At 61.1% G+C, this 12,932-nt stretch carries 14 protein-coding genes; 2 read left to right on the top strand and 12 right to left on the bottom strand.

Features of this window, described 5'->3' with window-relative positions; translation table 11 throughout:
• Positions 1-175 precede the first annotated feature (175 nt).
• The 10 genes from OIS53_RS00070 to OIS53_RS00025 all read right to left on the bottom strand — a co-directional run bounded on the left by OIS53_RS00070 (position 176) and on the right by OIS53_RS00025 (position 8,676).
• The gene (locus OIS53_RS00070; protein WP_264680345.1) at positions 176-682 is read right to left on the bottom strand and encodes a DUF6702 family protein; all 507 of its coding nucleotides are present in this window, start codon (positions 680-682) and stop codon (positions 176-178) included.
• A gap of 106 nt (positions 683-788) precedes the next feature.
• Complete coding sequence (gene rseP / locus OIS53_RS00065) at positions 789-2,135, bottom strand: RIP metalloprotease RseP (protein WP_264680344.1); 1,347 nt, start codon at positions 2,133-2,135, stop codon at positions 789-791.
• A 276-nt stretch (positions 2,136-2,411) separates the two neighbouring features.
• Complete coding sequence (locus tag OIS53_RS00060) at positions 2,412-3,593, bottom strand: 1-deoxy-D-xylulose-5-phosphate reductoisomerase (protein ID WP_264680343.1); 1,182 nt, start codon at positions 3,591-3,593, stop codon at positions 2,412-2,414.
• 46 nt (positions 3,594-3,639) lie between these two features.
• On the bottom strand, positions 3,640-3,768 hold the full coding sequence (locus OIS53_RS00055; RefSeq protein ID WP_264680342.1) for a hypothetical protein: 129 nt from the start codon (positions 3,766-3,768) through the stop codon (positions 3,640-3,642).
• Between the two features lie 107 nt (positions 3,769-3,875).
• Positions 3,876-4,328 carry a 3-oxoacyl-ACP synthase gene (locus OIS53_RS00050; protein WP_264680341.1) on the bottom strand — a complete coding sequence of 151 codons (453 nt, stop codon included), beginning with the start codon at positions 4,326-4,328 and terminating at the stop codon, positions 3,876-3,878.
• A gap of 55 nt (positions 4,329-4,383) precedes the next feature.
• Entirely contained in the window at positions 4,384-4,977 is a 594-nt protein-coding gene (locus tag OIS53_RS00045) for a DUF3575 domain-containing protein (protein WP_264680340.1), read from the bottom strand.
• A 276-nt stretch (positions 4,978-5,253) separates the two neighbouring features.
• Entirely contained in the window at positions 5,254-5,715 is a 462-nt protein-coding gene (locus OIS53_RS00040) for a hypothetical protein (RefSeq protein WP_264680339.1), read from the bottom strand.
• 3 nt (positions 5,716-5,718) lie between these two features.
• Positions 5,719-6,195, bottom strand: coding sequence for a hypothetical protein (locus OIS53_RS00035; protein WP_264680338.1), 477 nt, complete (start codon positions 6,193-6,195; stop codon positions 5,719-5,721).
• A gap of 313 nt (positions 6,196-6,508) precedes the next feature.
• The gene (locus OIS53_RS00030) at positions 6,509-7,093 is read right to left on the bottom strand and encodes a hypothetical protein (RefSeq protein ID WP_264680337.1); all 585 of its coding nucleotides are present in this window, start codon (positions 7,091-7,093) and stop codon (positions 6,509-6,511) included.
• An 86-nt stretch (positions 7,094-7,179) separates the two neighbouring features.
• On the bottom strand, positions 7,180-8,676 hold the full coding sequence (locus OIS53_RS00025) for a GH3 auxin-responsive promoter family protein (RefSeq protein ID WP_264680336.1): 1,497 nt from the start codon (positions 8,674-8,676) through the stop codon (positions 7,180-7,182).
• 238 nt (positions 8,677-8,914) lie between these two features.
• On the opposite strand from OIS53_RS00025, the gene OIS53_RS00020 reads away from it, so the two are divergent.
• Complete coding sequence (locus tag OIS53_RS00020; RefSeq protein ID WP_264680335.1) at positions 8,915-9,343, top strand: OsmC family peroxiredoxin; 429 nt, start codon at positions 8,915-8,917, stop codon at positions 9,341-9,343.
• A gap of 79 nt (positions 9,344-9,422) precedes the next feature.
• Here the strand turns inward: OIS53_RS00020 and OIS53_RS00015 are convergent, their stop codons facing one another.
• Positions 9,423-10,379: an ADP-ribosylglycohydrolase family protein gene (locus OIS53_RS00015; protein WP_264680334.1), complete on the bottom strand. Its 957-nt coding sequence runs from the start codon at positions 10,377-10,379 to the stop codon at positions 9,423-9,425.
• A gap of 186 nt (positions 10,380-10,565) precedes the next feature.
• Between OIS53_RS00015 and OIS53_RS00010 the strand changes: the two genes are divergently transcribed.
• Entirely contained in the window at positions 10,566-11,048 is a 483-nt protein-coding gene (locus tag OIS53_RS00010; protein ID WP_264680333.1) for a hypothetical protein, read from the top strand.
• A 387-nt stretch (positions 11,049-11,435) separates the two neighbouring features.
• Here the strand turns inward: OIS53_RS00010 and dnaA are convergent, their stop codons facing one another.
• Positions 11,436-12,932, bottom strand: coding sequence for a chromosomal replication initiator protein DnaA (gene dnaA / locus OIS53_RS00005; RefSeq protein ID WP_264680332.1), 1,497 nt, complete (start codon positions 12,930-12,932; stop codon positions 11,436-11,438).

Here is a 12,932-nt window from a genome sequence, read left to right as displayed (position 1 = left end):
GGCGCTGAGCTTTTTACCTATTTCTATTCTACAAATCTGTAGGCCGCTACGCGGCTGGGAATTCAGTGCCATCTGTATCGGTAGCCGTACTGGAGGCGGGAGCCGACAGGGCGGCGTAGAACAACTGTCGTCAGGCTCCCCCTCTCCGCGGGAGAGGGGGCCGGGGGGTGAGGCCTCACCACTTCACCTCCTGCTTTTCCTGGCCTTCCCGAAACAGCAGGCTTTGCTTGTGGCCGCCGGCGTCGAGGTTGACGATGTTCATCTGGTCGGGGAAGAGGTCGAGCAGGAGGCGGTGGTGCAGGGTGAGGCCGGTGAGGGTAGCCGGGGCTGGCGCTGTGAAGTAGAGCCAGTAGGCGTCGGTTTCCTTCTGCAACCCTACCAGCGTGAGGGGCTGGGCGGGCTGACCGGGGCGCAGGCTGAGCTGCACGGAGCGGGTGAGCAGCCTGGTCAGCAGCGGGTTCAGCTGGGCGCGGGGCGTCACGTCGAGGCGCACGGGAGCGGGTTGGCCTTCCGACAAGGCCTTTTCTAAATCATCCGTGAAGATTTTCAACGCCATTTCCAGGCGCTGCTTCTGCGAGTTGTGGCGCATTTCCAGGATGCTGGCGTGGTAGGCATGGGCCCAGGCCACGGCCAAGGGTAGCAGGAGCAGCAGCGGCAGTAGCAGGCGGCGGGTGACAGGCATAGATGGGGAAGCAAAGTAGCCACGAGAGAAACAGCCGGATACGAAAAGCCGTGCCACCTTCAGCGGGCAGCACGGCTTTGGGGGCAAGGCGTCACAACTTACGGCTTTACAGTGCCAGCTTTTTCAGAATGGGGTTGATAATGAGCGTGAAGGCCATCAGGCCCAGAATCAGCATCATGCCTACCCGCTGGGCATTTTCCAAGAACTTGTCCGAAGGCTTGCGGCCAGCTATTATTTCGTAGAGCAGGAACACCACGTGGCCGCCGTCGAGGGCCGGGATGGGCAGCAGGTTCATAAAGGCCAGCACCATGGACAGCAGCCCGGTGAGCGTCCAGAACCGCAGCCAGTCCCACTTGCCGCCGTACTGCTGGGCAATTTCGATGGGCCCGCCGATGGACTTCCGGAAGGATGCTTCGCCGCTAAAAATCTTACCAAAGGCCTTCATCTGCGTCGTCACCACCCCAAAGGCCTGCTTGGTGCCCACCGGAATCGACTCCAGCAAGCCGTATTCGCGGGTGGCGTAGCGCAACAAGGACTTGGGCATGAAGCCGATTTTTCCGTCCTCATCCACATTCACGCGCAGCGTAACCGGCTGGCCGCCTCGCTCTACCAACAAGGGCGTGGTTTTGCCAGCAGCTTGCTTGAGGGCCTGTTGCAACTCGGGGAAAAACTGAATCTTCTGGCCGCCGACCTGGAGAATCCGGTCGTTGGGTTGCAGGCCGGCGCGGGCAGCAGGGCTGCTGCCTACTACTTCCTTTACCACAAAGGGGTCCAGAGGCAGCACGAAGCCCGACTGCTTGTCGTCGGCGAGGCGGTCCATGAAGTTGGCGGGCACCGGAATATCCACGAGCTGCCCGGCACGGTCTACGGTGTAGTAGGCGTTGGTGCCCAGCACCACGTCGGGGCTGTACACGTCGTTGAACTCCTGGAACGGGCGGCCATTGATTTTCACGATTTTGTCGCCCTGCCGGAAGCCAATAGCCTTGCCCAGGTCGTTAGGTACCACCCCGTAGCGCACCTCCGATGCTGGCAGGTAGCTTTCGCCCTGGGTGTAGGTGAGCAGGGAGAAGATGACGATGCCGGTGATGACGTTCATGATGATGCCGCCCAGCATTACAATGAGGCGCTGCCAGGCCGGTTTGGCCCGGAACTCGTTGGGCTGGGGCTCGGCGGCCAAGCTGTTGGCGTCCTGGGTTTCGTCGATCATGCCGTGGATGGCCACGTAGCCACCCAGCGGGAACCAGCCCAGGCCGTACTCCGTCTCGCCGATTTTCTTTTTGAAGAGGGCGAAGTTGAGGACGTTGGGCAGCGGAAACAGGAAGTCGAAGAAGATGTAAAACTTATCGACCCGAATCTTGAAGTATTTGGCCGCCGCAAAGTGTCCGAACTCGTGCAAGCCCACCAGAATGGAGAGGCCCAGCAGCATTTGCCCGGCCATGATAAATCCTTCCAAAGGAATGAGGGAATTTTAGGTGAATGAGGTGATGAAGGGAGGAGGTGATGAGGTAACAGGTAAATGGTAACAGGTAAACAGTCATGCTGAGCGCAGCCGGAGGCGAAGTCGAAGCATCTCTCCCGCTTCGTTGAACAAGCCCCAGACGAAGCGGTAGAGATGCTTCGCGGGGCTCAGCACGACGGTCTTAACCATTCACGCGTCAGCGTGCCAGATTCCTCGCTGTGCTCGGAATGACACAAACAACGCACCGGCGCCCACAGAAGTGCCGATGGGTCAGACAGCGCGGGCGCGGGCCAGTTCCTGGGCCACGCGGCGCGTTTCCTGGTCGGTCAGCACGTAGTCGTCGAGTGAGGGAGCGGCAAGGTACGAAACCCGCGCGAGGCTCGTTTCCACCACCTCCGACATTTCCAGGAAGCCGATTTCGTCGCGCAGGAAGGCGGCCACGGCTACTTCGTTGGCAGCATTGAGGATGCAGGGCGCGTTGCCAGCCTGGCGCATGGCCTCAAAGGCCAGGGCCAGGTTGCGGAACGTGCCCGTATCGGCGGGCTCAAAGGTGAGCTGGGGATAGTCCAGGAAAGAGAAACGCGGAAACTCGTTGGGCAGGCGCTGGGGGTAGCCCAGGGCGTACTGGATGGGCAGCTTCATGTCGGGTAGGCCGAGCTGGGCCTTCAGGGAGCCGTCCTCGAACTGCACCAGGGAGTGGATGATGCTCTGCGGGTGCACCACCACGTCAATCTGCTCGTTGCGCAGCCCAAACAGCCACTTGGCCTCAATCACCTCCAGGCCCTTGTTCATGAGCGAGGCCGAGTCGATGGTGATTTTGGCGCCCATGTCCCAGTTGGGGTGCTTCAGGGCCTGGGCCTTCGTAACCTGGGCCAGCTGCTCGCGGCTGCGGCCTCGGAACGGCCCGCCCGAGGCCGTAAGGATGATTTTCTCAATCGGGTTCTGCTCCTCCCCTACCAGGCACTGAAAGATGGCCGAGTGCTCCGAATCGACGGGCAGTAGGCGGACGCCGTGCTGGCGCACCAGGTCGGTGATGAGCTGGCCGGCTACTACCAGGGTTTCCTTGTTGGCCAGGGCAATGTCTTTGCCGGCCTGGATGGCGCGCACTGTGGGCAGCAGGCCGGCGTAACCCACCATGGCCGTCAGCACGATGTCGGCGTCGGGGCGGGCGGCCACGTCGGCTAGGGCGGCGGGGCCGGCCAGCACCTCGGTTTCGGGCTGGTGGGCCAGGGCAGCGCGCACCTGGCCCAGCTTGCTTTCGTCGCCGATAACCACGGCGGCGGGCCGAAACTCCTGGGCCTGCTGAATCAGCAGCTCGGCGTTGGAGTGGGCCGACAGCGCCGTGATGGTAAACCGGCCCGGCTGGGCGCGCACCACGTTCAGGGCCTGCGTGCCGATGGAGCCGGTGGAGCCCAGCAAGGTAATTCGTTTAGGAAACGTAGCGGAAGGCATTGAAAAACTTGGTATGCCGGCAAAGGTACAACCCGCGCCGGCTCCGCTATTTTTTCAGCCGCACCGAGCCGCGGCACACGTCGCCTTCCTCGGTACCCGTCACCCAGGCTTGCAGCTGCCGGTTGCGGGCCTGGGTCAGCTCGGCCAGCACCGGGCAGCTGCACATCAGGTACACGAGCCGTAGGTAAGCTGCGTGGCCCCATTGGGCTGTGTAGGGAACAATGCCGTCAGCTGCGCATCCCGGAGCTTGGGTCACGCCACTCGAGAAGCGTCGAAGGTTTACTACCGAATAGCCGTTATCCGCACTGGTTTGCCATTGAACACAGCCTGCTCCCCGGCCCGCTTGCCCGCCAGCGCGGCCATCACCGGCGCGGCCGGCGACACGGCAAATACCTCCTGCCCATCTACCACCAGCTTGCCGGCGCTGATGCTCACGTAGAACCGTCCCAGCGAGGTTTCGACCAGGGCACCGGGCCGCACGGTGTCGCAGGGCGCGGCGGGGTTGAGGCGCTCCAGCTCGGCGTGCAGCTTCAGGGCCTCTTGCAGCTGCACGGCGTTGCGGTTGCGCTCCTCGTGGGCCATGGCGCGGCCGGTTTCGTACTTGTCGCCGGCACTGCTCTTGGTCTCGGAGTTGGCCGATTCCTGGGCGGCCTGCATGGCCTGCTGGGCCGCAGCTATGCGCTGCTGCACGTAGGCCAGGCAGGCGGCGTGAAGGTGGGGTTTGAGGTCGGACACGGCCGCAAAGAAAGCCGCTGCCGGGCAATTGGCAGCTTCAGATGGCTGCCTTTGGTCAGAACGCCACTCCTATAGCCAGGCCCAGCCGGGGTTCCAGGCCATTGTAGAGCTCGGTATTGTCGAAGTCATTCTCAAACGAATCGGTTGTCTCCGCCACGCTGCCGTTGAAGCCCAGGCCTACGAACGGGTCGAGGATGAAGTGCTGCCCTACCCGCCACTGTCTCCCAAACAGAATGCCCACGCCAAACGCCCGCAACGTACCCCGCCGCTCCGTGGGCTGGCCCCAGGTGGCGCAGTTACCGGACGCGCCAAACCAGCTGTCGCAGGGCTCCAGCTTCTCCACCACCCGAAACTGCTGGTAGCGCAGGTAAGGCCCGAGGTAGAAGCCGGTCAGCTGCTGGCCGCCCACATAAAACCGTAGCTCCGGCGTGATGCCGTAACCTTCCACACGAGTACCGCCCAGTATCCGGCCAGTACCCGGCGTGTAAAAGGCATGGAGCTGCAATGAAGTGCCCGGTTTCAGTTGCCGCTCCAGGGCCACGCTGCCGGCCCGCACAACGGGGCTCAGCAGGTTGGTCTTGATGGCGGTGGTTTGGCCGTAGGCGGCACTGGCCCCGCACAGCAGGGCACTGAGGTAAACGGTTTTCATGGCGGCTGAGCAATAAGTACGGTGACCGGCCGGCAGACATTCCGGCCTACCAATCAAAGCTACCCTCAGCCTCCGGGCGGCGCCAACGGCCTCAGAAGCCGCTGGAACCCAGCAGTTGCGAAAAGTGCCTTATGCACCCCATTTGCAGACCACGACTAGCCGTGGCTGGCAGTTTTTGCAACTGCGGCGGGCTCCGTTCCGCTTTCCGCCAATTTTCGGCGCACTTTTTTAGCTGCCCTATGGCCTTAGCCCTCCGATTTTTTCGACGCTGCCAGCTCAAATGGCCTTGGTCGAGCTGTGGTGCAGCAAGGCGGCCTTTACTTGCTCCACCCACTTCTCATTCTGCGGGCTGACTATTACCACCTCGAAGCCGTGCCGCTCTCCTTCCAGCCGTACGCCTTCAGAGTCATCGACCAGCAGATCAATGCCGAAAGTAGGCGGATGCTTGGTACAACTGACCCGTACGTGTCGGTTGTGACGTTGCTGATTCACAACGCCATGCAGCCGGATGCCGTGCAGCCAAAATAACCGCCGAATATGCCACGCACTGCGGTAAGACGTAGTATACACCCATATTTCCCAACCGTGCTGTTGGCAGTGGGCAACGGCCTCTGCTATTCCCTGACGCAGCTCTTCTTCACCCAGCAAACGCGCTAACAGTGGCCAGCGCGGCTGGTCCAATGGAAAGTCATAGCCACAGCGAATAAGCGTATTGTCGAGGTCGAAGGCGAGGCGCATGGGTTAGTGGGTGCCCGGCTTACGCTTTACTTTATCCAGCTGCTTTAAATCAACGGCATCTTTCGCGCGGCCAGTGCTGGCTTTATTTTTCCGTAAATCTGCCAGGCTGATAAAGTTAATGGCTACTCCGTCCCAGACAGTAGGCTCACACGCCGCAAAACAGTCAGTGAACTGTACCCCATCGACCTCACTCAGAATATCGATGCGGATGGGTGCAACGCCAAGCTGTATAATACCTCCGCGTTGCAAGAAATCCGCCTCTTTGTACAGATTGCCAAAGCCGAAAGCCCGCATTACCTGCACCAGGCGCGCCGCGTTATCGGGGTCTATTTCAACCCATATGTTTATATCACCGGTGTGGCGTACGTAGCCGTGGTAGGCCACCGCATAGCCGCCCACTACCATATAGTGCACATTATGCGCGTTTAATAACTCGATAAACTCTTTGTAGTCTTGGTCCAGGGAATTGGCTAGGGTCATGGCGGTAATAGAACCAGAGAGAAGTAGCCCGCAGATGCTCCAATGCTGCCAGTCGCTCCTGCGGGGTTTTGGTCAGCCAATACGCCACGTCCTCGGCGTCCTGGTCATGGTGGAGGGTGGTTTTGCGAGTGGCGGTTCGGTCGAGGCGGAGCATAAGGTAAGATACGGGTTTTATACCTGCTGGGCTATTAGCCTTCACCTGCGTCCTATTATTGATCAGGTAGGGCAGCTTCGCAACTATGCGCTGTAGCATGTAGGCTAAGCGGCGGCGTGAAGGCAGAGCTTAGTGACTACATGCAAGCAAAAGGAGACGTTAGTTTTTCTGGCCGTTCTTCGGAAAAACAGTAATCCAGGAAATTTTGGCGGTAGTAACTATGATAGGAGACTCAAATACCTCATCCGTGTACCTACCAATGTTCTTCTGCCGAGCGAAAGTATATGTGATGGCACTGCCATCTAAAGAAGCCATCTGCAAGTTCTGCCCGTAGTCATCCATCGGGTCCAGTCCAACTTTGATAGACGGAAACGCCACTCGTAGCGCCCCGGAAGTAGAGCCCACGCCAATATTCTTTCGAGTTCGATAGGTAGGATGCAGGGCAGTCAGGCCGCTAATCCTGCCGGGCTTTTCCCAGTCCTCGAAGTATACGAACAGCGGCTGGGTGCCTTGGCTAACTTGAATTCCCTTAGGCTCGTCTCCTTCCCCATACCATCCGTACCTGGCCACGTAGACTCGCACAAACGTGCAGCCTTTGTACAACCTACGCAATTCAACTGTTGGCATTCCTATCCTGGCCTTGCCCACCGAGGCTTCAGTGATAACAGGAGCATCTGGGAATCCAGGGGCCGGTGATGCCACAGTACCGAATGACAGCAACCAGTTTAGTAGTAGGGTGAACATTACAGTTAAAATTGTAACGCTGTGCTTTAAGGGATGATCAAATGCGGCTGGCGCAAATAAAGAGCGTAAGCCACGCCCTCGGCACCTTACCCCGCCGCAAGTAACCCCTTGGCCAGCGTCCGGTCATTACTCAGCCGCGGTACTTTGTTCTGGCCGCCGAGCTTGCCCTGGCTTTTCATGTAGCGCTGGAAGGCGCCGGTGGGTAGGGGCGTGAGTTGCAGCGGGGCCAGGATGTGGCCGCTGAGTAGGTCGTCGTAGTAAACGTTGCGCTGGCGCAGGCCGGTGTCGAGGGCGGCGGCAAAGGCGGCGGCATCGTGGGGCGGGCGGGCGAATTCGATAAGCCACTCGTGGCGGGAAGGCACAGCGGGGTCGTCGCTCACGCGCGGGGCCACGGTGAATTCTACTACCTCCACCTCCGGGTGCTGCTGCATGGCGGCGCGCAGGGTTTGCTCCACTTCTTCGCCGATGACATGCTCCCCGAAGGCCGACAGAAAATGCTTGATGCGGCCCGTGACGACGACGCGGAACGGGTATTTGCTGACGAAGCGCACCGTGTCGCCGAGGCTGTAGCCCCAGAGGCCGGCGTTAGAGCTGAGTACCAAGGCGTACTGCTGGTCCAGCTCCACCTCGGCCAGGGTGAGGCGGGGCGGGTTGGGCTCGAAAAACCGCTCGGCGGGCACAAACTCGAAGAAGATACCGGCATCCAGCAGCAAGAGCAGGCCGGGGTTGCCGGGCTCGTCCTGGAAGGCCAGGAAGCCTTCGGAGGCCGGAAACAGCTCCACGCTGTCCACTGCCCGCCCGATGGTGTCCAGCAGCTTTTTGCGGTAGGGCTCGAAGTTGACGCCCCCGTACACGAACAGGTCGAAGCCGGGAAACACCTCCCCTACCGGCCGGCCGGTGCGCGCCACAATCCGGTCGAAATACATCTGCACCCAGGGCGGAATGCCCGAAATCAGGGTCATGGGGGCGGGCAGGGTTTCCTCTACGATGCGGTCCAGCTTGGCTTCCCAGTCCTCGATGATGTTGGTCGGGTAGCTAGGTAGCTGGTTGCGGCGCAGGTAGGCCGGCACGTGGTGGTTGACGATGCCCGACAGCCGCCCCGTCGGGATGCCGCCCACCGTCTCCAGCTCCGGGGAGCCCGACAAAAATATCAGCTTGCCATCCAGAAACCGGCTCTTGCCAGTTTTATGAACGTAATGCAGCAGGGCGTCGCGGGCCCCGTTGATGTGGTTGGGGATGCTGGCACGGGTTAGTGGAATGTACTTGGCCCCGCTGGTGGTGCCGCTGGTTTTGGCCAGGTACAGCGGCTTCCCCGGCCACAGCACATCGGCCTCGCCGGCCTTTACTCGCTCGAAATACGGTTTCAGGCCTTCGTAGTCGCGCACCGGCACGCGGGCGGCCAGGTCCTGAGCCGTGCGGGCCGTGCCCAGGTCATGGTCGCGGCCGAAGTGGGTGCGGGCGCCTTGCCGCAGTAGCTCCCGCAGCACCCGCTGCTGGGTGCCAATGGGGTCGTGCTGCCAGCGGGCGTACTGGCGGGCAACATAAGCGGCCAGCGGCCGGCTCAAGGTAGACTTCAGGCCCATAGGCGGAGGATTCAAAATCTAAAAAACGGGCTTCAGCTACGCTGAAAGCGTTGGCAGACGTTTGCTCAAAGGTACAGGCCCGGAGCTGGTTGGCGAGCTTCCCATCTGCCGCCCACTTTACTTGTAAGCCCAGGACAAAGCTCGACCAGTGTAGCTACATAATTTTTTATCTACTTTTCGCACTTGCTCCCGTATTGCACTCAGTAGTCAGGTTTTCCACTTTTTTCAAGTAGCACATATGATCAACCAACGCGGAACAGCCGTGTGGAACGGCGACATCAAAGGAAGCGGCGAAATTTCAACCCAGAGCGGCACCGTGAAAGCGCCGTATTCCGTGGGGGCTCGTTTTGAGGGCCAGCGCGGCACCAACCCCGAGGAGCTGATTGGCGCAGCCCACGCCGGCTGCTACACGATGTTCCTGACCAGCATCCTGACCCAGGACGGCAAGCAGGTGAAGCAGATTCGCACCGAGTCGAAGGTGACGCTGGACCCCTCGGGCGGGGTACCGAAAATCACCAAAATCGTGCTTACCACCGAGGGCGAAGTAGATGGGTTGTCGCAGGAAGAGTTTCAGCAGTACGCCCAGCGGGCCAAGGACCAGTGCCCGGTGTCGGCCGTGCTGAGCGCCGTGCCTGAAATGCAACTGGCTTCGGCTACGCTGAAATAGCGTGGCCCACTTTGCCACAAGGCCGGCCTCGTCCGCAGCTACTGTTCTGGTAGTGGCGGGCGGGGCCGGCCTTGTGGCTTCATACCGTAGCAGCCGCCACGCGGGCGGCCAGGTCCTCAATATCAGCGCGGCGGGCTAGCGCGGACCGCCACTCGGGCGGAATGGCGGCTTCGCCGTAGTACAAGCCGGCCAGGCCGCCGGCCACGGCCCCAGTGGTATCGGTGTCGTCGCCGAGGTTGACGGCGGCCAGCACGGTTTCGGCGTAGGAGCTGTGGCGCAGCAGGCACCACAGGGCCGATTCCAGGGTGTGCAGCACGTAGCCCCCACTCGCCAGGCTGGCCTCCGGCAGCGTGTCGAGGCGGCCACTGAGCACCACCTCAAACTTGCCAATTTCGGCCGGCGGAACAGCCAGTTGCCGCAGCTGCTCCGGAGCCGCCTGGCACACGGCGGCGTAGGCCGGCTGCGGGGCCAGGCCGGCGCGCAGGTGACGGGCTACTTCCAGGTACAGAAAGCACGCCACCGCCGACCGGATATGCCCGTGCGTTACGGCCGACACGTCCTGAATCAGTTGAAACCGAGTTTCTAACGGGGCATCTACCTGGTAAAAAGCCAGGGGCAAAATTCGCATCAGGGCGCCGTTGCCGTTGCTGTACTCGTCGGTGGCGCCGGCAAAGATTAGGTCTGCATCAGCTTTTAGGCGCATGATGGCCTCACGGGTGGTGATGCCGATGTCGAATATGGAGCCGTGCGGGGTCCAGAAGTTCTGGTAGTACCAACGGCAGCAGTTTTCGGCCAGCTTGCCCACCGTGAAGCCGTCGGCAATGGCTTCGGCCAGGCAGAAGGTTAGGGAGGCATCGTCGGACCAGGTGCCGGGGGGCTGCCAGTGGGTGCCGTAGCCGCGCATGGTCACTACGGGGTCGAGGCGGCGCCGGGCGCGGCTTTCAAACTCCACGGGCACGCCCAGGGCGTCGCCCACGGCCAGGCCCAGCAAGGCGGCCCGCAGCTGAGATTCAGTGAGAGAAGGGGAAGAGGTCATAGAAAAAGGTACGTGGCCGAGACACCCCGCCCGGCCCGGCGGCCGTACGTAGAAGCTCGCTCGGCCAGGCGAAAGTAGCGGCTTCCGACCCTACTATCACTGCCCCCGGTGTACCCTCTGATTCCAATCCCGCACAACTACCCGCAACTCTGTACTTTTGCGGGCCTCTGTCACTTGCCGTACCGTATGAACCCAGATTCTACCCGCATCCGTCTTCAGCCCGCCAATACCCAGCGCATTCCGTTTTGGGGCCAGGTTTTCCTGGGCGTGCTCTGGATTGGCTACACTATTTCGCTTATCGTGACGGGCGCCGGGGCCAGCGACATGCACTTTCTGCACTACGTGTTTCTGGTGTTCAGCCTCGTGTACCTGGGCTACGTGCTGGTGCACAACGCGCCGGTGTTCGGCACCCAGAGCTACCTGGAGTTTACGCCGGCCTACATCGTGCACAAAGACGGCCTGTTCCGGCCCAAGCAGGCATTTCCGGCCGAGGGCATTACTTCCCTGGAGCTGGTGCCGCAGCAGCTACGCGTGCAGCTCCGGGAAGGCGGCACCTACGCCCTAAGCCTGCGCCAGGTGAAAGGCACGAAGCGCAAACGCCAGCTCCGCGAGCAGGTGCGCACCTTCGCCGCCAAACACAACATCCCGCTGCGCGACACGCAGGTGTAGCCTCACCCCCCGGCCCCCTCTCCCGTGGAGAGGGGGAGCCAGCCGACAGACGTTCGACGCCGCCCCTTCGGCTAGCGCCTCCGGAACGGCTACCTGCTTGTAGTAGCACAGTGGCCGCATAGCGGCTCAAAGGATTGTAGAAACAACAAGCAATAAAAATGTGGCGCCGCGTAGCGGTGCAAGAAACACCAGAACGTCTCTTGCACCGCTACGCGGCTCTGAACTTATCTGCCTTATCTGGCTACAAACCTGTAGGCCGCTATGCGGCTATGCTGTTCATTGCCGTCAGTATCGGTAGCCGTTCCGGAGGCGCTAGCCGAAGGGGCGGCGTCGAACGTCTGTCGGCTGGCTCCCCCTCTCCACGGGAGAGGGGGCCGGGGGGTGAGGCTACTTCCCTGCAAATTTCTTCCGTAGCTCGGCAATAGTGTTGCGGAAGCTTTTGTCGGAGTCAATCAGATCCGAGACAGTTTGCACGGAGTGGATGACGGTGCTGTGGTCACGGCCACCGAAGTGGTGGCCGATGCTTTTCAGCGAATGGCTGGTGTGCTCCTTGGCGAAGTACATGGCTACCTGCCGGGCCGTCACCACTTCTTTCTTGCGGGTTTTGGCTTTGAGCAGGTCCAGGGGCACGCCGAAGTATTCGGCGCAGGTTTTCTGAATGAAGTCCAGGTTGACCTCGGCTTCCACCTCTTCAATGATGTGGCGCAGGGCCTGCTTGGCCATTTCCAAGTCGATTTCGCGGCGGTTGAGGGAGCTTTGCGCCACCAGCGAAATCAAGACGCCCTCCAGCTCCCGCACGTTAGTGTTCACGGAGTGGGCCAGGTACTCCACCACCTGCGGCGGGATGTCGATGCCATCCTGCTGCATTTTATTCTGGATGATGGCCATGCGCGTCTCGAAGTCCGGGCTTTGCAGGTCGGCGGTGAGGCCCCACTTGAAGCGCGACAACAGCCGGTCCTCCAGCCCCACCAGGTCGCGCGGGGGGCGGTCCGAGGTCATGACAATCTGCTTGCCGGCCTGGTGCAGGTGGTTGAAAATGTGGAAGAACATTTCCTGCGTTTTGTCTTTGCCCGACAAAAACTGCACGTCGTCCAGAATCAGAATATCAACCAGCAAATAGAAATTGGCAAAATCCTGCACCTGGTTGGAGCGCAGGCTTTCGATAAACTGGTTCGTGAACTTCTCAGCCGACACATACAGCACAAACTTATCCGTGTTGGTGGCTTTGATGTGGTTGCCGATGGCCTGCACCAAATGCGTTTTGCCCAGGCCCACGCCTCCGTACACCATCAGCGGGTTGAAGGAAGTGGTGCCCGGCTTGTTGGCCACCGCCAAGCCCGCCGACCGCGCCAACCGGTTACAGTCGCCCTCGATGTAGTTCTCGAAGGTATAGGTGGTGTTGAGCTGGGACTTCAGATAGTCGCGCTCAATGGTTTTGCTGGCCTCGAAGGGGTTGCGCAAGGTGGCCGGGGTGGGCGCGGGCGCCACGGCAGCAGCCGCCACGTTGCGGGCCGAGGCAGTAAGGGCCCCGGCGGCCACGGCCGCGGCGGGGGTAGCGGCGGAGGGTGGACCAGCGGTTTTGCGGGCCGTGGGCAGGTTAAGCGTACGCGGCTTGGTTTGGGCATTGCCCTGGTCCACCACGATGCTGTACTCCAGGCGCCCTTCCGGCCCTAGCTCCTGGTGGATGGCCCGCTTCAGCTCCTCCACAAAGTGCTCCTCCAGCCACTCGTAAAAGTAGGTGCTGGGCACCTGAATCAGCAGCACATTATTGTGGAGCTGCACCGGCACGATGGGTTGAAACCACGTCCGGAAGCTCTGCTCACCAATGTTTGCCTTGATGACGCGAAGACAGTTGGCCCATACCGTTCGGCAATCCTTCAGCAT

It is taken from the genome of Hymenobacter sp. YIM 151500-1, assembly GCF_025979885.1.
Taxonomy (GTDB): Bacteria; Bacteroidota; Bacteroidia; order Cytophagales; family Hymenobacteraceae; genus Hymenobacter.
This window is presented reverse-complemented; position numbering and strand designations above follow the sequence as displayed.

Coding starts and splice junctions, on each gene's coding strand:
- OIS53_RS00045 (WP_264680340.1), bottom strand. CDS start 4,977: ATGAAAACCGTTTACCTCAGTGCCCTGCTGTGCGGGGCCAGTGCCGCC.
- OIS53_RS00015 (WP_264680334.1), bottom strand. CDS start 10,379: ATGACCTCTTCCCCTTCTCTCACTGAATCTCAGCTGCGGGCCGCCTTG.
- OIS53_RS00035 (WP_264680338.1), bottom strand. CDS start 6,195: ATGACCCTAGCCAATTCCCTGGACCAAGACTACAAAGAGTTTATCGAG.
- OIS53_RS00040 (WP_264680339.1), bottom strand. CDS start 5,715: ATGCGCCTCGCCTTCGACCTCGACAATACGCTTATTCGCTGTGGCTAT.
- OIS53_RS00020 (WP_264680335.1), top strand. CDS start 8,915: ATGATCAACCAACGCGGAACAGCCGTGTGGAACGGCGACATCAAAGGA.
- OIS53_RS00070 (WP_264680345.1), bottom strand. CDS start 682: ATGCCTGTCACCCGCCGCCTGCTACTGCCGCTGCTGCTCCTGCTACCC.
- OIS53_RS00010 (WP_264680333.1), top strand. CDS start 10,566: ATGAACCCAGATTCTACCCGCATCCGTCTTCAGCCCGCCAATACCCAG.
- OIS53_RS00025 (WP_264680336.1), bottom strand. CDS start 8,676: ATGGGCCTGAAGTCTACCTTGAGCCGGCCGCTGGCCGCTTATGTTGCC.
- OIS53_RS00030 (WP_264680337.1), bottom strand. CDS start 7,093: ATGTTCACCCTACTACTAAACTGGTTGCTGTCATTCGGTACTGTGGCA.
- dnaA (WP_264680332.1), bottom strand. CDS start 12,932: ATGCTGAAGGATTGCCGAACGGTATGGGCCAACTGTCTTCGCGTCATC.
- OIS53_RS00060 (WP_264680343.1), bottom strand. CDS start 3,593: ATGCCTTCCGCTACGTTTCCTAAACGAATTACCTTGCTGGGCTCCACC.